Source organism: Blastomonas aquatica (assembly GCF_014639875.1).
Lineage (GTDB): Bacteria > Pseudomonadota > Alphaproteobacteria > Sphingomonadales > Sphingomonadaceae > Blastomonas > Blastomonas aquatica.
In genome coordinates this window covers 121055-142530 of the sequence record NZ_BMGD01000006.1, presented here as the reverse complement: position 1 = coordinate 142530, position 21476 = coordinate 121055, and the positions used below count along the sequence as shown (strand labels likewise).

The 21476-nt window shown below is 60.4% G+C and carries 31 protein-coding genes; 29 read left to right on the top strand and 2 right to left on the bottom strand.

Translation table 11 applies throughout. The features are described from left to right. Positions 1 to 236 precede the first annotated feature (236 nt). The 29 genes from fusA (at position 237) to rimK (ending at position 20143) form a co-directional block, all read left to right on the top strand. Complete coding sequence (gene fusA / locus IEW00_RS15680) at positions 237 to 2333, top strand: elongation factor G (RefSeq protein WP_188515484.1); 2097 nt, start codon at positions 237 to 239, stop codon at positions 2331 to 2333. A gap of 154 nt (positions 2334 to 2487) precedes the next feature. After that, positions 2488 to 3678 (top strand): elongation factor Tu, encoded by a 1191-nt coding sequence (gene tuf / locus IEW00_RS15675; RefSeq protein ID WP_188515362.1) that lies wholly within the window; start codon positions 2488 to 2490, stop codon positions 3676 to 3678. Between the two features lie 143 nt (positions 3679 to 3821). Further along, positions 3822 to 4133, top strand: a complete 312-nt coding sequence (rpsJ, locus tag IEW00_RS15670) for a 30S ribosomal protein S10 (protein WP_017670443.1) — start codon at positions 3822 to 3824, stop codon at positions 4131 to 4133. A gap of 277 nt (positions 4134 to 4410) precedes the next feature. After that, complete coding sequence (rplC, locus tag IEW00_RS15665) at positions 4411 to 5265, top strand: 50S ribosomal protein L3 (protein ID WP_188515361.1); 855 nt, start codon at positions 4411 to 4413, stop codon at positions 5263 to 5265. Positions 5266 to 5268: 3 nt separating this feature from the next. After that, the gene (gene rplD, locus IEW00_RS15660; protein WP_188515360.1) at positions 5269 to 5895 is read left to right on the top strand and encodes a 50S ribosomal protein L4; all 627 of its coding nucleotides are present in this window, start codon (positions 5269 to 5271) and stop codon (positions 5893 to 5895) included. After that, complete coding sequence (locus IEW00_RS15655) at positions 5888 to 6199, top strand: 50S ribosomal protein L23 (protein WP_188515359.1); 312 nt, start codon at positions 5888 to 5890, stop codon at positions 6197 to 6199. Before rplD ends, IEW00_RS15655 begins: the two co-directional genes overlap by 8 nt. 29 nt (positions 6200 to 6228) lie before the next feature. Beyond that, positions 6229 to 7065 carry a 50S ribosomal protein L2 gene (gene rplB / locus IEW00_RS15650; RefSeq protein ID WP_188515358.1) on the top strand — a complete coding sequence of 279 codons (837 nt, stop codon included), beginning with the start codon at positions 6229 to 6231 and terminating at the stop codon, positions 7063 to 7065. Positions 7066 to 7068: 3 nt separating this feature from the next. After that, complete coding sequence (gene rpsS / locus IEW00_RS15645) at positions 7069 to 7344, top strand: 30S ribosomal protein S19 (RefSeq protein ID WP_017670448.1); 276 nt, start codon at positions 7069 to 7071, stop codon at positions 7342 to 7344. Then, positions 7344 to 7721 (top strand): 50S ribosomal protein L22, encoded by a 378-nt coding sequence (rplV, locus tag IEW00_RS15640; protein WP_188515357.1) that lies wholly within the window; start codon positions 7344 to 7346, stop codon positions 7719 to 7721. Before rpsS ends, rplV begins: the two co-directional genes overlap by 1 nt. Before the next feature lie 3 nt (positions 7722 to 7724). After that, a complete protein-coding gene (rpsC, locus tag IEW00_RS15635) occupies positions 7725 to 8423 on the top strand; it encodes a 30S ribosomal protein S3 (RefSeq protein ID WP_188515356.1) in 699 nt (232 codons plus the stop codon). A 29-nt stretch (positions 8424 to 8452) separates the two neighbouring features. Continuing rightward, a complete protein-coding gene (gene rplP / locus IEW00_RS15630) occupies positions 8453 to 8887 on the top strand; it encodes a 50S ribosomal protein L16 (protein WP_188515355.1) in 435 nt (144 codons plus the stop codon). After that, the gene (rpmC, locus tag IEW00_RS15625; protein ID WP_188515354.1) at positions 8887 to 9096 is read left to right on the top strand and encodes a 50S ribosomal protein L29; all 210 of its coding nucleotides are present in this window, start codon (positions 8887 to 8889) and stop codon (positions 9094 to 9096) included. The genes rplP and rpmC overlap by 1 nt, the downstream gene beginning before the upstream one ends. A gap of 10 nt (positions 9097 to 9106) precedes the next feature. Further along, on the top strand, positions 9107 to 9385 hold the full coding sequence (gene rpsQ / locus IEW00_RS15620) for a 30S ribosomal protein S17 (protein ID WP_188515353.1): 279 nt from the start codon (positions 9107 to 9109) through the stop codon (positions 9383 to 9385). A 63-nt stretch (positions 9386 to 9448) separates the two neighbouring features. Then, on the top strand, positions 9449 to 9817 hold the full coding sequence (rplN, locus tag IEW00_RS15615; RefSeq protein ID WP_188515352.1) for a 50S ribosomal protein L14: 369 nt from the start codon (positions 9449 to 9451) through the stop codon (positions 9815 to 9817). 2 nt (positions 9818 to 9819) lie between these two features. Continuing rightward, a complete protein-coding gene (rplX, locus tag IEW00_RS15610; RefSeq protein ID WP_188515351.1) occupies positions 9820 to 10140 on the top strand; it encodes a 50S ribosomal protein L24 in 321 nt (106 codons plus the stop codon). Continuing rightward, positions 10133 to 10714, top strand: a complete 582-nt coding sequence (gene rplE, locus IEW00_RS15605; protein ID WP_188515350.1) for a 50S ribosomal protein L5 — start codon at positions 10133 to 10135, stop codon at positions 10712 to 10714. Before rplX ends, rplE begins: the two co-directional genes overlap by 8 nt. A 40-nt stretch (positions 10715 to 10754) precedes the next feature. Continuing rightward, positions 10755 to 11060 (top strand): 30S ribosomal protein S14, encoded by a 306-nt coding sequence (gene rpsN, locus IEW00_RS15600; protein WP_188515349.1) that lies wholly within the window; start codon positions 10755 to 10757, stop codon positions 11058 to 11060. Between the two features lie 12 nt (positions 11061 to 11072). Then, entirely contained in the window at positions 11073 to 11468 is a 396-nt protein-coding gene (gene rpsH, locus IEW00_RS15595; protein WP_023837775.1) for a 30S ribosomal protein S8, read from the top strand. Between the two features lies 1 nt (position 11469). Next, positions 11470 to 12003 carry a 50S ribosomal protein L6 gene (gene rplF, locus IEW00_RS15590; RefSeq protein WP_188515348.1) on the top strand — a complete coding sequence of 178 codons (534 nt, stop codon included), beginning with the start codon at positions 11470 to 11472 and terminating at the stop codon, positions 12001 to 12003. 3 nt (positions 12004 to 12006) lie between these two features. Continuing rightward, positions 12007 to 12357 carry a 50S ribosomal protein L18 gene (gene rplR, locus IEW00_RS15585; RefSeq protein WP_017670460.1) on the top strand — a complete coding sequence of 117 codons (351 nt, stop codon included), beginning with the start codon at positions 12007 to 12009 and terminating at the stop codon, positions 12355 to 12357. Between the two features lie 3 nt (positions 12358 to 12360). Continuing rightward, the gene (rpsE, locus tag IEW00_RS15580) at positions 12361 to 13074 is read left to right on the top strand and encodes a 30S ribosomal protein S5 (protein ID WP_229737083.1); all 714 of its coding nucleotides are present in this window, start codon (positions 12361 to 12363) and stop codon (positions 13072 to 13074) included. Between the two features lie 6 nt (positions 13075 to 13080). Continuing rightward, positions 13081 to 13257, top strand: a complete 177-nt coding sequence (gene rpmD, locus IEW00_RS15575; protein ID WP_188515347.1) for a 50S ribosomal protein L30 — start codon at positions 13081 to 13083, stop codon at positions 13255 to 13257. Positions 13258 to 13431: 174 nt separating this feature from the next. Then, positions 13432 to 13932: a 50S ribosomal protein L15 gene (gene rplO, locus IEW00_RS15570; RefSeq protein ID WP_188515346.1), complete on the top strand. Its 501-nt coding sequence runs from the start codon at positions 13432 to 13434 to the stop codon at positions 13930 to 13932. A gap of 199 nt (positions 13933 to 14131) precedes the next feature. Continuing rightward, on the top strand, positions 14132 to 15499 hold the full coding sequence (secY, locus tag IEW00_RS15565; protein WP_188515345.1) for a preprotein translocase subunit SecY: 1368 nt from the start codon (positions 14132 to 14134) through the stop codon (positions 15497 to 15499). Between the two features lie 59 nt (positions 15500 to 15558). Further along, positions 15559 to 16206, top strand: coding sequence for an adenylate kinase (locus tag IEW00_RS15560; RefSeq protein ID WP_188515344.1), 648 nt, complete (start codon positions 15559 to 15561; stop codon positions 16204 to 16206). Between the two features lie 65 nt (positions 16207 to 16271). Beyond that, positions 16272 to 17108 carry an SRPBCC family protein gene (locus tag IEW00_RS15555; protein WP_188515343.1) on the top strand — a complete coding sequence of 279 codons (837 nt, stop codon included), beginning with the start codon at positions 16272 to 16274 and terminating at the stop codon, positions 17106 to 17108. Positions 17109 to 17301: 193 nt separating this feature from the next. Continuing rightward, on the top strand, positions 17302 to 18657 hold the full coding sequence (gene gdhA / locus IEW00_RS15550; RefSeq protein WP_188515342.1) for an NADP-specific glutamate dehydrogenase: 1356 nt from the start codon (positions 17302 to 17304) through the stop codon (positions 18655 to 18657). An 84-nt stretch (positions 18658 to 18741) separates the two neighbouring features. Then, positions 18742 to 19212 carry an ATP-dependent zinc protease family protein gene (locus IEW00_RS15545; RefSeq protein ID WP_188515341.1) on the top strand — a complete coding sequence of 157 codons (471 nt, stop codon included), beginning with the start codon at positions 18742 to 18744 and terminating at the stop codon, positions 19210 to 19212. Between the two features lie 25 nt (positions 19213 to 19237). Further along, on the top strand, positions 19238 to 20143 hold the full coding sequence (gene rimK, locus IEW00_RS15540) for a 30S ribosomal protein S6--L-glutamate ligase (protein ID WP_188515340.1): 906 nt from the start codon (positions 19238 to 19240) through the stop codon (positions 20141 to 20143). Positions 20144 to 20163: 20 nt separating this feature from the next. Here the strand turns inward: rimK and IEW00_RS15535 are convergent, their stop codons facing one another. Together IEW00_RS15535 and IEW00_RS15530 are read right to left on the bottom strand one after the other, a co-directional pair. Next, complete coding sequence (locus IEW00_RS15535; RefSeq protein ID WP_188515339.1) at positions 20164 to 20679, bottom strand: NUDIX hydrolase; 516 nt, start codon at positions 20677 to 20679, stop codon at positions 20164 to 20166. Between the two features lie 110 nt (positions 20680 to 20789). After that, complete coding sequence (locus tag IEW00_RS15530; RefSeq protein WP_188515338.1) at positions 20790 to 21473, bottom strand: TPM domain-containing protein; 684 nt, start codon at positions 21471 to 21473, stop codon at positions 20790 to 20792. Positions 21474 to 21476: the final 3 nt, after the last annotated feature.

The following is a 21476-nucleotide window of genomic DNA, read 5'->3' as shown; positions in this document are numbered from 1 at the left end:
GGGGATTGCAGCGCGCAGGCGCTGCGTGGGCGAGGGCAGGGAGCACATTGCGTGCTGACCTGCCTCTCTCGCATTTTCGCCCCCGCTGGCTTGCTGGCAGGGCTCAGTTTCCTCCTCCCGTTCCGGGAGAGGCATTTGATGCTCGCTGTGGCATCGCCCCAATTCACGCTGGCCAAAGCGCCGGGGCTTCATTATAGCGCGCGGCAAATTACGCCCCACACTTGGAGTTTATGACCATGGCACGCAGCCATCCCCTGGAAAAGTACCGCAATATCGGCATTATGGCTCATATCGATGCGGGCAAGACCACCACGACCGAGCGTATCCTCTATTACACCGGCAAGTCCTACAAGATCGGCGAAGTGCATGAAGGCACCGCGACGATGGACTGGATGGAGCAAGAGCAGGAGCGCGGGATCACGATCACGTCCGCTGCGACCACCTGCAAGTGGCGCGCTGAAGAGGGCAAGGGCGAAGAGCACCTGATCAACATCATCGATACCCCCGGCCACGTTGACTTCACGATTGAAGTCGAACGTTCGCTGCGCGTGCTCGACGGTGCGGTCGCATGCTTCGACGGCGTTGCCGGCGTTGAGCCGCAGTCCGAAACCGTGTGGCGCCAGGCGGACAAGTATGGCGTGCCGCGCATGTGCTTCATCAACAAGCTGGATCGCACCGGCGCGGATTTCTATTTCTGCGTGCAGTCGATCATCGACCGTCTGGGCGCTCGCCCGGCCGTGCTGTATCTGCCGATCGGCATCGAAGGCGGCTTCAAGGGCCTGGTCGATCTGGTCGAGAACCGCGCGATCATCTGGCTCGAAGAAAGCCTGGGTGCGAAGTTCGAATATCAGGAAATCCCTGATGACCTGAAGGAAAAGGCTGCCAAGTATCGCAGCGACCTGATCGAAATGGCTGTGGAACTCGACGATGCGCTGATGGAAGCCTATCTCGAGGGCAACGAGCCCAGCACCGCCGACCTCAAGAAGCTGATCCGCAAGGGCACGCTCGAGATGGCATTCGTTCCGGTGGTTTGCGGTTCGGCGTTCAAGAACAAGGGCGTCCAGCCCCTGCTCGACGCCGTCGTCGACTATCTGCCTTCGCCGCTCGACGTTCCCGCGATTCAGGGTCTGAAGCTCGATGGCGTGACGCCGGATGAGCGTCCGTCCTCCGATGAGGTCCCGTTCTCGGCGCTGGCGTTCAAGATCATGAACGATCCGTTCGTCGGCACGCTGACCTTTGCCCGCATCTATTCGGGCAAGCTGGAAGCCGCTTCGTCGGTGACCAACTCGGTGAAGGACAAGAAGGAAAAGGTTGGCCGCATGCTGCTGATGCATGCCAACAGCCGTGAAGACATCCAGGAAGCGTTCGCAGGCGACATCGTCGCTCTGGCAGGCCTCAAGGATACCACCACCGGTGACACGCTGTGTGCAACGAACGCACCGATCATCCTGGAGCGGATGGAATTCCCCGAGCCCGTGATCGAGCTTTCGGTGGAACCCAAGACCAAGGCGGACCAGGAAAAGATGGGCGTCGCGCTCAATCGTCTTGCACGCGAAGATCCCTCGTTCCGCGTGTCGTCGGATGCCGAAAGCGGCCAGACGATCATCAAGGGCATGGGCGAGCTTCACCTTGAAATTCTCGTCGACCGTATGCGTCGCGAGTTCAAGGTTGAGGCCAACGTCGGTGCACCGCAGGTGGCGTATCGTGAATATCTCGGCAAGGCCGTGGATATCGATTATACCCATAAGAAGCAGTCGGGTGGTTCGGGTCAGTTCGGCCGTGTGAAGTTCAAGGTCACGCCGGGCGAGCGCGGTTCGGGCATCATCTTCAACGACAACGTCAAGGGCGGCAACATTCCGAAGGAATACATTCCTTCGGTCGAGAAGGGCATGCGCGAAACCGCAGCTTCGGGTTCGCTGGTCGGCTTCCCGATCATCGACTTCGAAATCGAACTGTACGACGGTGCGTACCATGACGTCGACTCGTCGGCGCTGGCGTTCGAAATCGCAGGTCGTGCGGCTATGCGTGAAGCGGCGCAGAAGTCGGGCATCAAGCTGCTCGAGCCGATCATGAAGGTCGAAGTCGTAACCCCGGAAGATTATCTGGGCGACGTGATCGGCGATCTCAACAGCCGCCGCGGCCAGATCCAGGGCACCGACACGCGCGGCAATGCCCAGGCAGTGGAAGCGGTTGTGCCGCTTGCAAACATGTTCGGTTACGTGAACCAGCTGCGTTCCTTCACTCAGGGACGTGCGCAGTACACCATGCAGTTCTCTCACTATGACGAGGTTCCGGCGAATGTCGCAGCCGAGGTCAAGGAGAAGCTGGCATAAGCCGAGCATTGTCGCTATAGGCGCTCGACCTTAGCCCGTCGAATCGCGCCTCTGGCGCCACGGGCTCTCAATTGGGTGTTGACAGTTTCGGGCAGTCTCGCCAGAGCGCGGCGCGGACTATCCATAGATAGTAAAAGAACGAAGGTAGGAAAAAATGGCTAAGGCTAAATTTGAGCGGAACAAGCCGCACTGCAATATCGGTACCATTGGTCACGTCGACCATGGCAAGACCACGCTGACCGCAGCTATCACCAAGGTGCTGGCTGAAACCGGTGGCGCAACATTCACCGATTATGCGAACATCGACAAGGCTCCTGAAGAGCGCGAGCGCGGCATCACCATTTCGACCGCACACGTCGAATATGAAACCGAAGCACGCCACTATGCGCACGTCGATTGCCCCGGCCACGCTGACTATGTGAAGAACATGATCACCGGTGCTGCGCAGATGGACGGCGCCATCCTGGTTGTGAACGCTGCTGACGGCCCGATGCCCCAGACCCGCGAGCACATCCTGCTTGCTCGTCAGGTCGGCGTGCCTGCCCTGGTCGTTTACATGAACAAGGTTGATCAGGTCGACGACGAAGAAATCCTCGAACTGGTTGAACTGGAAGTGCGCGAGCTGCTGAGCTCTTACGATTTCCCGGGCGACGACATCCCCATCGTCAAGGGTTCGGCTCTGGCCGCACTCGAAGGCCGTGATGATGCAATCGGCAAGGAATCGATCTACGCCCTTATGAAGGCCGTGGACGAGTTCATCCCGCAGCCCGCACGTCCGATCGACCGTCCGTTCCTGATGCCCGTCGAAGACGTGTTCTCGATCTCGGGTCGTGGTACGGTTGTGACCGGCCGCGTTGAATCGGGTATCGTCAAGGTTGGTGAAGAAGTCGAAATCGTCGGCCTCAAGGACACCCGCAAGACCGTCGTGACCGGCGTTGAAATGTTCCGCAAGCTGCTCGACCAGGGCATGGCTGGCGACAACATCGGTGCACTGGTTCGCGGCGTTGCTCGTGAAGACGTTGAGCGTGGTCAGGTTCTCTGCAAGCCCGGTTCGGTTACGCCGCACACCGAGTTCAACGCAGAAGTCTACGTTCTGTCGAAGGACGAAGGCGGCCGTCACACGCCGTTCTTCGCCAACTACCGTCCGCAGTTCTACTTCCGCACCACCGACGTGACCGGTGAAGTTGTTCTGCCTGAGGGCACGGAAATGGTGATGCCGGGCGACAACGTGACGATCGGCGTCAAGCTGATTGCACCGATCGCTATGGATCCGGGTCTGCGCTTCGCAATTCGCGAAGGTGGTCGGACCGTCGGTTCTGGGGTTGTCAGCACGATCTCCAAGTAATATAGGGCCATCTCCCGCACGGTTCGGATGATTCGTGCGGGGGATGGCAATTTTCTAATAGGCCGCCCCAACGTTGGGTTCGCAAGGACCAACGGGTTTCAGGGGCGGTTTGTTTTTCGCTCTTTCGCATCGGTAAAGTGGTAATGGAAACGCAGAATATCCGTATTCGCCTCAAGGCATTTGATCATCGCGTGCTCGATCAGGCAACCGGCGACATCGCCGACACTGCCCGTCGCACCGGAGCTCTCATTCGTGGTCCCATTCCGCTGCCGACGCGCATCGAGAAGTTCACCGTGAACCGCGGCCCGCATGTCGACAAGAAGTCGCGCGAGCAGTTCGAGGTGCGCACTTACAAGCGTCTGCTGGACATCGTTCAGCCGACCCCTGCCACCGTCGATGCTTTGATGAAGCTTGAACTGGCAGCTGGCGTGAACGTCGAGATCAAGCTGGCTTAATGCCAGCCGGCGCCGGGCCCGTCCCGGCGCTTCCATCCACGCGATGGGAACTGCTCCACCTTGTTGGTGGAAGTTTTTAGGGATACCGCGCAGCTTTTGCTGCGGCTCTGGTCCCCCGTCTTTTCTGACAGCCCTTTTGGGGAATGCAGAAAAAGCCAACCCGGACGGGGTGATCATCAAATTTCGGGTTGGCCCTCAAGGTTTTGAACCTTGGGGGTTTTCGTTTGGATACGCCCCCACGCAATCACGCATGTGGGCCTCTATTGGGAGAAAGATCATGCGCACTGGCGTGATCGCAAAGAAAGTCGGGATGACCCGCCTGTTTCAGGACGATGGTCGGCATGTGCCGGTAACCGTTCTGTCGCTGGAAGATTGCCAGGTGGTATCGGTTAAGAACGAGGACCGTGACGGTTACGTCGCAGTTCAGTTGGGTGCCGGAGCCGCCAAGCCAAAGAACGTCAACAAGCCGCAGCGCGAGCATTTTGCCAAGGCAGAAGTCGCTCCCAAGATGCTGATGGCCGAGTTCCGCGTCTCTGATGATGCGATTCTCGATGTTGGCGCCACCATTTCCGCCAACCATTTCGTTGCCGGCCAGCTGGTCGACATCACCGGTCACACCCAGGGTAAGGGTTTTGCCGGTGCCATGAAGCGTTGGGGCTTCGGAGGCATGCGCGCCACCCATGGTGTGTCGATCTCGCACCGTGCCCATGGTTCGACTGGCCAGCGCCAGGATCCGGGCAAGGTTTTCAAGAACAAGAAGATGGCCGGCCACATGGGCGACCGTCAGCGTACCCAGCAGAACCTCGAAGTCGTCCGCACCGATGAAGCGCGCGGTCTGATCTTCGTCAAGGGTTCGGTCCCCGGTTCCAAGGGTGGCTGGCTGATGGTTCGCGATGCCGTCAAGGTCGATCGTCACGCCGATGCGCCGTATCCCGGTGCCATCCGTTCGCTCGATACCGCAAATGACCAGAGCGAGCACGAAGAAGCGCCCGCCGGCATGGTTGAGCCCGCTGCTGAGCACGAAGCGCCGATGACCCCGACCGATGCGGAAATCGCAGCGGCCGCGGCAGAAGTGCCCGCTGCAGGTGGTGATCTTGATACGCCGATCAGCACCGTTGAGAAGGAGGGTTAAACCATGAAGCTCAAGGTCCAAACCCTCGACGCCACCACCAATGGCGACATCGAACTGAACGATGACGTCTTTGGTGTCGCTCCGCGCGCAGACATTCTGCACCGCGTCGTCACCTGGCAGCTCGAAAACCGTCGCGGCACCGCCCGTGGCGCTCGTGAACGCTCGGACGTTGCCCGCACCGGCAAGAAGTTCGGTCGCCAGAAGGGCGGCGGTACCGCTCGTCACGGCGATCGTCGCGCTCCGATCTTCATCGGTGGTGGTAAGGCTCACGGTCCTCGCGTCCGTGACTTCAACCCCTCGCTGAACAAGAAGGTTCGCGCGCTCGGTCTGAAGATGGCTCTGTCGTCCAAGGTCGCCAGCGAAAGCCTGATCGTCCTCGACTCGTTCGACATGACCGAAGCCAAGACCAAGACCTTGCTGGCACAGCTCGGCAAGCTGGGTCTCGGCAAGAAGGCACTGTTCATCGATGGCGATGCCGTGAACGACAATTTCCGGAAGGCTTCGGCCAACCTGATCGGTCTGAACGTGCTGCCCGCGGTCGGTGCCAACGTCTATGACATCCTGAAACACGATACGCTGGTGCTGACCCGCGCCGCTGTTGAGAAGCTGGAGGCACGGTTCAATGGCTAAAAAATCCGACACCATCGATATGCGTCATTACGACGTGATCGTTGCCCCGCACATCACCGAGAAGTCGACTCTGCTGAGCGAATTCAATTCGGTGGTCTTCAAGGTCAGCCAGGATGCGACCAAGCCGCAGATCAAAGCTGCGGTCGAAGCGCTGTTCGATGTCAAGGTGATCGGGGTCAACACCCTGGTCCAGAAGGGCAAGACCAAGCGCTGGAAGGGTCGTCCCTACACGCGTAATGACATCAAGAAAGCCGTTGTCCGGTTGGCCGAAGGCCAGTCGATCGACGTCACCACCGGCGTTTGAGCGCGGTTCGTAGCTGACAGGATAGAGATATGGCACTCAAATCATATAATCCGACAAGCCCGGGCCGTCGTGGTCTGATTCTTGTCGATCGCAGCGACCTGTACAAGGGCGGCCCCGTCAAGGCGCTGACCGAAGGCAAGCGCAAGACCGGTGGACGCAACAACAAGGGTCACGTGACCTCGCGCGGCATCGCCGGTGGTCACAAGCAGCGTTATCGCATCGTCGATTTCAAGCGTCGCAAGATGGACGTTGCCGGCACCGTGGAGCGGATCGAATACGATCCCAACCGCACCGCTTTCATCGCGCTGATCAAGTACGAAGACGGTGAAGTTGCATACATCCTGGCGCCGCAGCGTCTGGCCGTTGGTGATTCCGTGATCGCCAGCGAAAAGACCGACGTGAAGCCGGGCAATGCAATGAAGCTGGCGCAGATGCCGGTTGGCACGATCATCCACAACGTGGAGATGAAGCCGGGCAAGGGCGGTCAGATCGCTCGCTCTGCTGGTACCTATGCGCAGGTCGTAGGGCGCGACCGCGGCATGGTCATGGTGCGTCTGAACTCGGGCGAACAGCGCTACATTCCGGGCACCTGCATGGGTACCGTGGGTGCAGTGTCGAACCCTGACAACAGCAACCAGAACTTTGCCAAGGCTGGCCGCAAGCGCTGGATGGGCCGCAGGCCTCTGACGCGCGGTGTCGCAAAGAACCCGGTCGATCACCCGCATGGTGGTGGTGAAGGCCGCACCTCTGGTGGCCGTCATCCGGTAACGCCGTGGGGCAAGCCGACCAAGGGCATGCGCACCCGCAAGAACAAGTCGACGGACAAGATGATCATCCGGTCACGTCACGCGAAGAAGAAGAGGTAAGTCATGGCTCGCTCCATCAAAAAAGGGCCGTTCTTCGACCTGTATCTGCTGAAGAAGGCAGAAACGGCGCAGGACGCTGGCGGCCGTGCTCCGATCAAGACCTGGTCGCGTCGTTCGACGATCCTGCCGCAGTTCGTTGGCCTGACGTTCAACGTGTACAACGGCCACAAGTTCATCCCGGTTTCGGTCAACGAAGACATGGTGGGTCACAAGCTGGGCGAATTCGCTCCGACCCGCACCTTCCCTGGCCACGCTGCTGACAAGAAGGGCAAGCGCTAATGGGCAAGGCAAAATCTCCGCGCCGGGTAGGCGAGAACGAGGCTTTGGCTGTCGGCACCACCATCCGTGGTTCGGCGCAGAAGCTCAACCTCGTTGCAGCGCTGATCCGCGGCAAGAAGGCTGAAGATGCTATGAACATCCTGGCCTTCTCCAAGAAGGGCATGGCGGTCGACGCACGCAAGGTTCTCGCATCTGCGATCGCCAATGCGGAAAACAACCACAACCTTGATGTCGACGCGCTGGTCGTGGCCGAAGCGAGTGTTGGCAAGGCGATTACGATGAAGCGTTTCATGACGCGTGCTCGTGGCCGTTCGAGCCGCATCCTGAAGCCGTTCAGCCGCCTGCGCATCGTTGTGCGCGAACAAGAGGAAGCGTAAGTCATGGGTCAGAAGAGCAATCCGATCGGCCTGCGTCTGCAGATCAACCGCACTTGGGACAGCCGCTGGTACGCCGAAGGGCGCGACTATGCACGCATGCTTAAGGAAGACATCGAGCTTCGCAAGTACATCATGAAGTCGCTGCCCCAGGCTGCGATCTCGAAGGTGGTGATCGAGCGTCCTGCACGTCTTTGCCGCATTTCCATCTATGCCGCACGCCCCGGCGTGATCATCGGCAAGAAGGGTGCTGACATCGAAAAGCTGCGCAAGAAGCTGGAATCGATGATCAAGGGTGGTGAGGTCAAGCTCAACATCGTTGAAATCCGCAAGCCTGAAATCGATGCCCAGCTGGTTGCACAAGGTATCGCCGATCAGCTGATCCGCCGTGTTGCCTTCCGTCGCGCCATGAAGCGTGCGGTTCAGTCGGCTCTGCGTCTGGGTGCCGAAGGCATCAAGATCACCTGCGGTGGCCGTCTGGGCGGCGCGGAAATCGCACGGACCGAATGGTACCGGGAAGGCCGCGTTCCGCTGCACACGCTGCGCGGTAACGTCGATTATGCCCATGCCGAAGCGCTGACCGCGTACGGCATCATCGGCATCAAGTGCTGGATCTTCAAGGGTGAAATCCTTGGTCACGATCCGATGGCGCAGGACCGGCTGATGATGGAAGCGCAGACTTCCGGCGTCCGTCCGGCGCGCTGAGCCAGAACAGAAAACGAAGGTAGAGCATCATGCTGCAACCGAAGAAAATGAAGTTCCGCAAGGCATTCAAGGGCCGCATCAGCGGCAATGCGCCTGGCGGTACCAGCCTCAATTTCGGGTCGTATGGCCTGAAGGCGATGGAGCCCGAGCGGATTACCGCCCGTCAGATCGAAGCGGCCCGCCGTGCGATCACGCGTCACATCAAGCGTCAGGGACGTTTGTGGATTCGCGTGTTCCCCGACGTGCCCGTGACCAAGAAGCCTGCCGAAGTTCGTCAGGGTAAGGGCAAGGGTTCGGTCGAATATTGGGCAGCACGCGTCAAGCCCGGCCGCATCCTGTTTGAACTGGATGGCGTTCCCGGTCCGATCGCCGCGGTTGCGTTCGAGCGTGCAGCCATGAAGCTGCCGATCAAGACCAAGGTTGTGGCTCGCCTCGGCGATACGTCGCACCTGGGAGGTGAGTGATGAGCAATACTACTGAAGATCTGCGCACCAAGTCCGACGATCAGCTGTCCACCGAACTGGGCGCGCTGAAGAAGGAAGCGTTCAACCTGCGGTTCCAGGCTGCGACCAACCAGCTGGAACGTCCTGCACGGGTCCGTGAAGTGCGTCGCAACATTGCCCGCATCAAGACCCTGCAGAGCGAGCGCGCCCGCGCCGTTGCGAAGAATTAAGGAGGCCTGTATGCCGAAACGTGTTCTGACCGGAACGGTGGTCTCCGACAAGGGCGACAAGACCGTGGTGGTGAATGTCGAGCGCAAGGTGAAGCACCCGTTGTACGGGAAGATCATCCGCCGCTCGAAGAAGTATCATGCGCATGACGAAACCAACAGCTTCAAGGAAGGCGAAACCGTCCGCATTGAAGAGACTGCGCCGATTTCGAAGCTGAAGACCTGGAAGGTGCTGGATCGGGTTAACACCCACAAGGCGCCCGAGGCATCCAGCCCGGAAGCTTCCGCCTAAGCGCAATTCAATTAGGAACTGCCGGACTGGTTCCGGCAAGCCAGACAAGAAGGAAACGGATCCATGATCCAGATGCAATCCAATCTTGATGTTGCAGACAACAGCGGCGCGAAGCGCGTCCAGTGCATCAAGGTTCTCGGCGGATCGAAGCGTCGCTTCGCCGGCGTGGGCGACATCATCGTCGTCTCCGTCAAGGAAGCGGCCCCGCGTGGCCGCGTCAAGAAGGGCGACGTGCACCGTGCCGTCATCGTTCGCACCGCCAAGGACGTTCGTCGTCCCGATGGCACCGTGATCCGTTTCGACGGCAACGCAGCGGTCCTGGTCAACAAGAATGACGAGCCGATCGGCACGCGTATTTTTGGCCCGGTGGTTCGTGAGCTTCGTGCGCGCAAGCACATGAAGATCATCTCGCTGGCTCCGGAGGTGCTGTAACCATGGCAAGCGCAAAGATCAAAAAGGGCGACAACGTTGTCGTTCTGTCCGGCAAGGACAAGGGCCGCACCGGCACCGTCGCAAAGGTTATGCCTAAGGACGAGAAGGTCGTGGTTTCCGGGATTAATGTGATGACCCGTCATCGCAAGCCCAGCCAGGCAAACCCGCAGGGTGGCCTCGACCGTGTCGAAGCTCCGATGCACATTTCAAAGGTTGCCGTTGCCGACCCCAAGACCGGGGCGCCCACGCGCGTCCGTTTTGAAACGGTCGACGGCAAGAAGGTCCGCGTGGCGGTCAAGTCCGGGGAGAAAATCGATGGCTGATAAGTACGTGGCCCGCATGCGTCAGCGTTATGACGATGTCGTGGTTCAGGCGATGCAGGAAAAGTTCGGTTACACGAACCCGATGCAGGTCCCCAAGCTCGAGAAGATCACCATCAACATGGGTGTCGGCGAAGGCAGCCAGGACAAGAAGAAGGTGACCACCGCCGCTGCAGAAATGGAGCTGATCGCTGGCCAGAAGCCCGTAATCACCAAGGCACGCAAGTCGATCGCACAGTTCAAGCTGCGCGAAGGCATGCCCATCGGCTGCAAGGTGACTCTGCGCAAGGAGCGTATGTTCGAGTTTCTCGATCGTCTGGTGACGATCGCGATGCCGCGCATCCGGGATTTCCGCGGACTGAACCCCAAGAGCTTCGACGGCCGTGGCAACTATGCCATGGGTCTGAAAGAGCAGATCATCTTCCCCGAGATCAGCTACGACCAGATCGATGCTGTTCGCGGCATGGATATCATTGTGACCACGACGGCCAAGACGGACGATGAAGCGCGCGAACTGCTGCGCCTCTTCGGCTTCCCGTTCCCGATCGAGGAAACCCAGGAACAGGCGGCGGCGTAAAAGCCCACCGTCTCGCAATAGAAAGGCGAGAACTTAAGTCATGGCGAAACTGAGTTCCATCAACAAGAATGAGCGTCGCAAGAAGATGGTCAAGCAGTATGCTGACCGTTATGCGCGTCTCCGTGCGAAGGCTGAAGACACCAATCTTGACGAAACCGAGCGTTTGATCGCCCGGCTCAAGATGGCGGAACTGCCCCGCAACGCAAACCCCACGCGCGTGCGCAACCGGTGCAACACCACCGGCCGTCCCCGTGCTTATTACCGCAAGTTCGGACTGAGCCGTATCGAGCTGCGGGATCTCGCCAATAAGGGCCTGATCCCCGGCGTTACGAAGTCCAGCTGGTAAGGATTTGAAGATATGGCAATGACCGATCCTCTGGGCGATATGCTCACCCGCATCCGTAACGGCCAGCAGGCCAAGAAGGACAGCGTGATGTCGCCGGCCTCCAACCTGCGTGCCCGCGTGCTCGACGTTCTCCAGCGTGAAGGCTATATCCGTGGATATAGCGAAGAGCTGCTGGGCCGTCACAAGGGCCTGCGCATCGAGCTGAAGTATTTCGAAGGCCAGCCCGCGATCAAGCATGTCGCGCGCGTGTCGAAGCCTGGCCGCCGTGTCTATTCGGGTTCCAAGGAACTGCCGATCGTGCGCAACGGCCTGGGCATCACCATCGTATCCACTCCCCGTGGTGTTCTGTCCGACGCCGAAGCGCGCGAACAGAATGTCGGCGGCGAAGTGCTGGCGGAGGTATTTTGATATGAGCCGCATTGGTAAAAAGCCGGTGGCCATTCCTGCAGGAGTCACTGCATCGATGGCTAACGGCGTCATCACGATGAAGGGTCCCAAGGGCGAACTGACCATGCCCACCGTTCCCGACATCACCTACGAACTCACCGATGGTGAAGTCGCGGTGAAGCCGGCGAACAACACCCGTCGCGCTCGCGCGTTCTGGGGCATGCAGCGTACGCTGGTCCAGAACCTGGTGGTTGGTGTGACCGAAGGGTTCACCAAGACGCTGAACATCACCGGCGTCGGCTATCGTGCCAACGTGCAGGGCAGCAACCTCAAGTTGCAGCTCGGCTACAGCCATGATGTCGATTTCGCCATTCCTGATGGCATCGAGATCAAGACTCCGGATCAGACGACGATCCACATTTCGGGCAGTGATCGCCAGAAGGTTGGCCAGGTAGCCGCCGAAATCCGTCGCTGGCGTAAGCCGGAGCCCTACAAGGGCAAGGGTATCAAATATGCGGGCGAGTTTATCTTCCGCAAGGAAGGGAAGAAGAAGTAAGCCATGGCGAAGCTCTCTTTATTCGATCGTCGCCGTCAACGCGTACGCAGCTCGCTGCGTGCTCGTGCAGGCGGACGTCCCCGTCTTTCGGTGCACCGCACCGGCAAGCACATCTATGCACAGATCATCGACGACGCAGCTGGCAAGACGCTGGCTTCGGCTTCGACCCTGGTCAAGGGCAGCAAGGCATCGGGCGCAACCGTTGCCGACGCTATTGCCGTTGGCAAGCAGATCGCCGAGGCTGGCAAGCAGGCGGGTGTGACCACCGTTGTGTTCGACCGTGGCGGTTTCATTTTTCATGGCCGGGTCAAGGCCCTGGCCGATGCCGCACGCGAAGGCGGACTGGAGTTTTAAGCGATGGCTGATGAAGTGAACAACGCAGAAGCATCGGGCACCGGCGCTGAAGGTGCCCCCCAGCAGGAACGCCAGGGTCGTGGCGGCCGTGGCCGTGGCCGTGGTGGCAACGAACGTGGCGGCAATGATCGTGGTGGCCGTGGGCGCCGGGATGACCGCAACAAGCGTGACGAAGACCAGGGCGACGAGCTGATCGAAAAGCTCGTCCACATCAACCGCGTGTCCAAGACCGTCAAGGGCGGTAAGCGCTTCGGTTTTGCTGCATTGGTCGTTGTTGGTGATGGTCAGGGTCGTGCCGGTTTCGGTCACGGCAAGGCGCGCGAAGTGCCCGAAGCGATCAGCAAGGCAACCGCTGCTGCCAAGAAGAAGATGATCCGCGTTCCTTTGAAGGAAGGCCGCACGCTTCACCATGACGGCACCGGCCATTTCGGTGCGGGCAAGGTGACGCTTCGCAGCGCGCCGCAGGGTACCGGCATCATCGCCGGTGGTCCGATGCGTGCCGTGTTCGAAAGCCTGGGCGTGGCCGACGTTGTGACCAAGTCCAACGGCACCTCCAACCCCTATAACATGATCCGCGCGACCTTCGAGGCGCTCGGCGAACAGACCAGCCCCAAGTCGGTGGCAGCACGTCGTGGCAAGAAGATTGCCGACCTGCTGGGCCGTGGTGGTGCTACCGCTGTTGTCGCCGAGGCTGAAGCCGCTGCGATTACGGAGTAAAGCGACATGGCAACCATCAAGCTGAAGCAGACCGGATCGCCGATCCGTCGTCCTGAATCGCAGCGCAAGATCCTGATCGGTCTTGGTCTGAACAAGATGAACCGTGAAGTGGAACATACGGACACGCCCGAAATTCGCGGCATGCTCCAGAAGGTCCGCCACATGGTGACGGTGATCGACTGACACTGAATATTCTCTTGCCGACGGGGAAGAGAGTTAGGAGAGGGGAATGCGCACAATTGTGCTGGCGTTCCCCTCTCTGTTTCGGCTAGGGGCCACGCTCTTAGCCTGCCGTACCTCTTCCACTACGGGGGGAGAACGGTTCTAGCGCGAACAAAGCGAAAGCGAGTGCAACTTATGAAACTCAATGAGATCAAGGACAATGATGGCGCCCGCAAGGGCCGTATGCGCGTTGGACGCGGCATCGGCTCGGGCAAGGGCAAGACCGGTGGACGCGGCCAGAAGGGCCAGACCAGCCGTTCGGGTGTCTCGATCAACGGATTTGAAGGCGGCCAGATGCCGCTCCACATGCGTATTCCAAAGCGCGGCTTCAACAATCCGTTTGGCAAGGATTATGACATCGTTAACCTGGGCATGATCCAGAAGTTCATCGATGCCGGCAAGCTGCCGACCGATGGCACTGTTGATCAGGCTGCTCTGCGCGCTGCCGGTCTTTCGCGCGGTGGCAAGGATGGCGTGCGGGTTCTCGCCAAGGGTGAACTGACCTCCAAGGTCAGCTTTGCCGTCGCCGGTGCATCCAAGGGTGCGATCGAGGCGATCGAGAAGCTTGGTGGCAAGGTGGACATCGTTCTGCCGCGTCCCAAGTACGTAAAGCCGCCGTTCGAAAAGAAAGCCTGACACGGCCACCCGGCTTGTCAACAACGCCCCGCCTCCCGATATGGTGAGCGCGGGGCGTCTTGCTTGAAGCGCCGCAAGCCGGTATCGCTGGTGACTGCCGATACGGCAACCGCGCGCAGGGCAGGGCGCATTGAGACGATTCTCGGCCACGCGTCGTTTAGAACGCGCTAACTGGCCGCATTATGGGATACTTAGGTTCATGGCATCACGGGCCGATAATCTGGCAAGCAATTTCAGCATGGCTAAATTCGGCCAGGCGACCGAACTGAAGAACCGTATCTGGTTCACGATCGGCGCGCTGATCATCTTCCGTCTGCTCAGCTATGTGCCGTTGCCCGGCGTTGATCCCACCGCTCTGGCGGCTCTGTACGAGCAGACCAAGGGCGGCGTCCTCGATATCTTCAACACCTTCTCGGGTGGTTCGCTCGAGCGCATGAGCCTGATCGCTTTGGGCGTGATGCCTTACATCACCGCCTCGATTGTCGTTCAGCTCGCCGCCTCGCTGTCGCCGCAGCTTGCCGCGATCAAGAAGGAAGGCGAGTCGGGTCGCAAGAAGCTCAACCAGTATACCCGCTATGGCACGGTGTTCCTCACTGCGCTGCAGGGCTATTTCATCGCTGTCGGACTTGAGTCCTATGCGGGCGCCAGTGGCATCCAGGCGGTGGTCGATCCCGGCATCATGTTCCGCGTCGGCGCGGTGATCAGCCTCGTCGGCGGCACCATGTTCCTGATGTGGCTGGGCGAACAGATTACTGCGCGCGGTATCGGCAACGGTATTTCGTTGATCATCATGGCGGGGATCGTTGCCCAGATGCCGGTGTTCATCGCGCAGATGTTCGAAGGCGGCCGTACCGGTTCGATCTCGCCGTTCCTGATCGTCGGCCTGCTGGTGATGATCGTAGGGCTGGTGATCTTCATCTGCTTCATGGAGCGTGCGCAGCGCCGGGTGTTGATCCAGTATCCCAAGCGCGCCACGCAGCGCGGCGTGATGCAGGCCGATCGCAGCCATCTGCCGCTCAAGATCAACACCGCCGGCGTCATTCCGCCGATCTTTGCTTCGTCACTGCTGCTGATGCCGCTGACGATCTCGCAGTTTGCGGGCAATTCAGCCGATCCTGATTCGACATTGGGAACGACGCTGGTGACGCTCAACCAGTATCTGCAGCACGGCCAGCCGCTCTACATGACGCTGTATGCGCTCGGCATCATCTTCTTCTGCTTCTTCTACACCGCCGTGGTGTTCAACCCGGAAGAGACTTCGGAAAACCTGAAGAAGAATGGTGGTTTCATCCCCGGCATCCGTCCGGGCAAGAACACCGCGACCTATTTGGATTATGTCCTCACCCGGATCACCGTGGTTGGTGCAGCGTACCTGACGTTCGTCTGCGTACTGCCCGAATACGTGATTGCGCAGACCGGCATTCCGCTGTTCTTCCTTGGCGGCACGAGCCTGCTGATCGTGGTCAACGTCACTGTCGACACGATCACCCAGATCCAGAGCCATCTGCTCGCACACCAATATGCCGACCTGATCAAGAAGGCGAAACTGAAGGGCCGCTTGCGCTAAGCGCTCCAGTCTGAATATGAAGGGCCGGGGCAACCGGTCCCGAGGGGATGTAACTACCCATGAACATTATCCTGTTGGGTCCGCCAGGTGCCGGCAAAGGCACTCAGGCGCAGCGTCTGGTTGACGAACGCGGCATGAAGCAGCTGTCGACCGGCGACATGCTGCGCGCCGCGGTCAAGGCGGGTACGCCGATCGGGCTCAAGGCCAAGGCCGTCATGGAAGCGGGCGAACTGGTCTCCGACGAGATTGTCTCTGGGATCATCGGCGATGCGCTCGATGAACTGGCGCCCGAAACCGGTATCATTTTCGATGGTTATCCGCGTACAGCGGCACAGGCGCATTCGCTCGACGAGATCCTTGAGTCGCGCGGCCGCAGCCTGCATCATGTGATTGAACTCGGCGTCGATGAGGATGCATTGGTCGATCGCATCACCGGGCGGTTCACGTGCGGCAATTGCGGCGAGGGTTATCACGACCGCTTCAAGCTGCCCGCCAAGGAAGGCGTCTGCGACAAGTGCGGATCGACCGAGTTCAAGCGCCGCCCTGATGACAATGAAGCGACCGTTCGGACGCGGATGGCCGAGTATCGCGCCAAGACCGCGCCGATCCTGCCGATCTACGAGGCGCGTGGCATCGTTGCCCGCGTCGATGGCATGGCGAGCATGGGTGCGGTGGCCAGTGACATTTCGGGCATACTGGGCGCCTGACACGCGCGCGCTTGCGGGGGACGATTTTTGGGGGCATGAACCGGCGACACCACCGGGGACACTCCATGCGCACCTTTTCAGCAGCCTTAGCCCTCGCCATCATTAGCGTCTCTCCCGCGCAGGCCGAGGTCTCCGCACAATCCGAAAACGGCTTCGCCGTCGGGCACACGGTCAGTGTTTCGGTTGATCCTGATGCCGCGTTCGCCATGCTGCGTACGCCCGCCAAATGGTGGGACAAGGACCATAGCTGGACCGGCAACCCTGAAAATCTTTACATGGACGCGCAGGCAGGCGGTTGCTTTTGCGAGCTGATCCCGAACGATGCGAGCACCGAGAGCGGCGCGCCGCAGCGCACTTTGCGTGGCAGCGTCCAGCACATGCAGATCGTCCATGTCGATCCCGGCAAGCTGCTGCGCATGTCAGGCGCGCTTGGCCCGCTTCAGGGCGAGGCGGTGACGGGGACGCTCACGGTTACGCTCGCCCCCATCAAAGGCGGCACCATGCTGGCGTTCGAATATGTCGCCGGTGGCTTCATGCGGATAGATGTGGCTGTGATGGCACCGGCGGTCGATCGCGTGATCGGCGCGCAGGCCTCACGCTTTGCCATGGCGCTGGGCCCGCTGGTCGGGGGTGGCAGCGCTGATGAGACCGGGCCTGAGCCCAAGCCAGAAGCCGAAGAAGACACAAGCGGCGGTGATGGTGAGGCAAGGTACGATAGCAGCAAAGGCAGCGGCAGCAGCGTCAGCGGGCTTGTGGCGGATCTTGAGCCTGATGACACCGTCTCGCCCGGCACAGACGCCGAAGTGATCGAGGATGAGCCTGTGGAACCGGAGGCAGCCACAGGAATGACAGATCCCGCCCGGCCTGCGCGCAGGCGTTCGGACGAGGATTCCGGGCGCTAACGCCATCGCGTTGGCACCACCTCTTGGGTCGATCCCCCGCCTTTTCCAGCCACCATCTGCCTGTGCCAATTAGCACTATCGTCCCGGCAAATTTCCGTTAGAGTTTGCGCGGAATTGCAGGCGAATCAGCAGAGTTCGTTGCCATTCGGGCCGGGTCGCGCAGTTTGCAGCATTACCTCAAAGGGGGGGACTCATGGCCGTTACCGATCACGTAGACTTGCCGACCTTTATGGAAGGCGTGAAGAAGCGCAACCCGCACCAGCCCGAATTCGTCCAGGCGGTGCAGGAGGTTGCGGAAGACATTTTCGACTTCATGGCCGACAAGGTCCAGTACCACGAGCAGCAGATCCTGCGCCGTATCGCCGAGCCGGATCGGGTGGTGTCGTTCCGTGTTTGCTGGGAGGACGATAACGGCAGCATCCGTGTCCAGCGTGGCTGGCGCGTCCAGAACAACAACGCCATCGGCCCCTATAAAGGCGGCATCCGCTTCCACCCTTCGGTCAACGAATCGGTGCTCAAGTTCCTTGCGTTCGAGCAGACCTTCAAGAATGCGCTGACCGGGCTGCCGATGGGCGGCGGCAAGGGCGGATCGAACTTCAATCCCAAGGGCAAGAGCGTGCGCGAGATCATGCGCTTCTGCCAGAGCTTCATGACCGAGTTGTACCGGCATATCGGCGCGGACGTCGATGTGCCTGCGGGCGACATCGGCGTGGGCGGACGCGAGATCGGCTATATGTTCGGCCAGTACAAGCGCATCACCAACCAGTTCACCGGGGTGCTCACCGGCAAGGGTCTCGAATGGGGCGGCTCGCTGATCCGCACCGAGGCGACCGGCTATGGCGCGGTCTATTTTCTCGCCAACATGCTGGCGCACAAGGGCGATGACCTTGTCGGCAAGACTGCGGTGATTTCGGGCTCGGGCAATGTCGCGACGCACGCGGCTGAAAAGATCGTCCAGATGGGCGGCAAAGTGCTGACCCTGTCCGATTCGGGCGGTTTTATCCATGACCCCGATGGCATCACCCAGGCCAAGATCGACTGGGTCAAGGAACACAAGACTCATCGCCGCGGCCGCATCGAGGAATATGTTGCTGAATTCAAGAGCGCGACCTTCCATGAGGGCAAGACCCCCTGGGGTGTGCCTTGCGATGTCGCGCTGCCGTGCGCGACGCAGAACGAGCTGCTCGGCGATGACGCACGGTTGCTGGTCAAGAACGGTTGCATCGCGGTGTCCGAGGGGGCCAACATGCCCACCGATCTTGATGGCGTGCATGTCTTCAAGGATGCCAAGATTCTCTACGCACCGGGCAAGGCCTCTAATGCAGGCGGGGTTGCGGTCTCCGGCCTCGAGATGAGCCAGAATTCCGAGCGGCGCGCCTGGAAGGAAGACGAGCTGCAGCAGATGCTCAAGGACATCATGCAGGGCATCCACAACAGTTGCCTGACCTATGGCGCGCAAAGCGGCGGCTACGTCGATTATGTGAAGGGCGCCAACATCGCGGGCTTCAAGAAGGTTGCCGATGCGATGCTCGCCTTTGGCGTCGTGTAAACCGATGACGGTCGCGGCGAGCGGGACGAACTGCTCGCCGCAACCCCGTTGCGCTGCCCGCGCGGCCTGCTAACGGGCGCAGCGATGCCCCGGTCTCCCCTTAGAACAAAAGTTGGCCGGGAACTGGTCGATATCGGCTGGTCCGAGTGCATTGACCTGCCTGATCTGGGATTGCACCGGATCAAGGCCAAGATCGATACCGGCGCTGCCACCTCCTCGATCCATGCAACCCGGGTCAAGCCGCTGATGATCGATGGCCAGCTGGTCGTCGAATTCTGGTTCCGGGCGCACCGCGGCGAACCCGCGCGCAAATACCGAGCGCCGGGAGTCGAACAGCGCAGCATCAAAAGTTCGAATGGTGCGATCGAACTACGCTATGTCATAGAAACGACGATGATCCTTGGTAGCGTGCGCTGGAAGGGGCATATGACCTTGGCCAACCGTACCACCATGACGTTCCCCATACTGATCGGCCGACGCGCGCTGCGCCGTGGTTTCCGCGTCGATTGTGCGCGCAAATGGGTGCTGGGCCAGCCCGAAATGACCGACCGATGACCCCTTTTCCCCAAAGGATTACCCCATGAAAATCGCCATGCTGGCGCGCAACCCCAATCTGTATTCGCATCGCCGTCTGTGCGAAGCGGCGCGGGATCGTGGACACGAGATCGACATCCTCAACACGTTGCGGGTGACGATGAACATCACCTCGCACCGCCCCGGCGCGCAATACCATGGTGAGCCGGTTATGGGCTATGATGCGGTGATCCCGCGGATCGGTGCATCGATCACGCAATACGGTCTTGCGGTCGTCCGGCAGTTCGAGATGATGGGGGTTTGGTCGCTCAACGAGAGCGTCGCGATCGGTCGTTCGCGCGACAAATTGCGTTCGATGCAGATCTTCGCCAAGCACGGTCTGGGCCTTCCGGTTACTGCGTTCGCGCATGACCCCAGGCAGACCGACGAGGTGCTCAAGATCGTCGGCGGCGCGCCTGTCGTCATCAAGCTGCTCGAGGGTACGCAAGGCATCGGCGTGGTGCTGGGCGAGACCGAAAAGTCGGCTAAGTCGGTGATCGAGGCGTTTCGCGGCGCCAACGTCAACATCCTGGTGCAGGAGTTCATCAAGGAGGCCGATGGCAGCGACATCCGCATCTTCGTGATCGGGGGCAAGGTGGTCGCATCGATGATGCGCACCGGGGCGAAGGGGGATTTCCGCTCAAACCTGCACCGGGGCGGCAGCGCCAAGGCAATCAAGATCACCCCCGAGGAACGCTCGACCGCGGTTCGCGCTGCCAAGGTGATGGGATTGAACGTCGCAGGTGTCGATATCCTGCGCTCGAATCACGGTCCGGTGATCATGGAAGTCAACAGCTCACCGGGGCTGGAGGGGATCGAGAACGCCACCGGCAAGGACATCGCCGGGATGGTGATCGATTTCATCGAGGGCAACTTCAAGGCCGGCGCGACCAAAACCAAGGGGCAGGGCTGAGCCCTGTCCTTTCACCCAGATTAGCCGAGCATCCGCGCGCCGAGCAGCAACAGCAATTTGACGTCCATGCCGCAGCCTTGCGCGCGCTTGTCTGCGATGAAGCTTTCAAGGTCCGCCAGCGGCACAACATGGACGGTGATGTTTTCACCCTCCACTCCGCCGCCTGCGTCGACGCGCTCGAGATCGTGCGCGCGCATCAGGTGGAAGGCTTCGCTGACCATGCCGGGGGATGAATAGAACTCCCCGAGGTTCTCCATGCGGCCTGCGCGAAAGCCAGTTTCCTCTTCAAGCTCGCGCATGGCGGCAAGCTCGGGCGGCTCGCCGCTGTCGTGGTCGCCGATCAGGCCTGCGGGCAGCTCGATGCATGGGCGCCCCAAGGGAACCCGGTACTGTTCGACCAGGATCACTGCGCTATCGTGCACCGCCAGGATCACCGCAGCGCTGATGCCGCGGGCGCGCGAGACATACTCCCACTTGCCGCGGGTCTTGGCGGTGATGAACTTACCCTGCCAGACGATTTCTTCGGGTTCGGTCATGGGTCTGTCCTGCGAAGGTTAAGCCGTTCTCCGGCAAAAGCCGGAGCCCATGGGCGATAACGTCCTGCGAACGCCCTGGATTCCGCCTTTCGCCGGAAAACAGATAGACATTAAAGCTCGATCAGCCGGTCGGGCAGTTCGTTGGGGTTGTCGGTGGTCTTGGGGAAGTGCTCGGCAAGCACCTTGCCGACATCCCGGACCGCTGCTGCCATGCCTGCGCCCGCGCGGCCCGCCTTGAGTTCGACGATCATGTCGGCCATCGCTTCGCCCCACACATCTGGCGAGACCTTGGCGGCGATCGCGCTGTCGGCGACGATCTCGGCGCGGTGCTCGGCCATCGAAAGATAGATCAGAACCCCGGTCAGCCCCATCGTGCGCTTTTCGGCGCTCACCCGGAACAGGCTGATCGCGCGCGCACGCGACCGGATGCGCTTGATCGCAGGCGGGGTCAGCGCGAGCCGCACTGGCTTCCACGCGACGAGCAGATGTGCGGCGGCAAAGGTCACCGCCAGCAGCAGCATGATGATCGTCAGATATTCGCCCGGGGTATAATTATGCACCCAGCCCCCGGTGAACACGCTGAGCCAGCCTTCGAACCATGCAGGAAATACGGCGATACAGGCGAGCACGAAAAACATCGCCGCCACCGCCCAATAGATCGGGGTTTCGCGATAATCATCGGACTGGCTGGCGATCACCGTGACGATCTCGCCATCGGTGTGCTTTTCTGCCGCAGCGACGGCATCGGTGACGATGCAATGATCGTCTGCGGATACGGTTTCAACCTTGCTCATGGT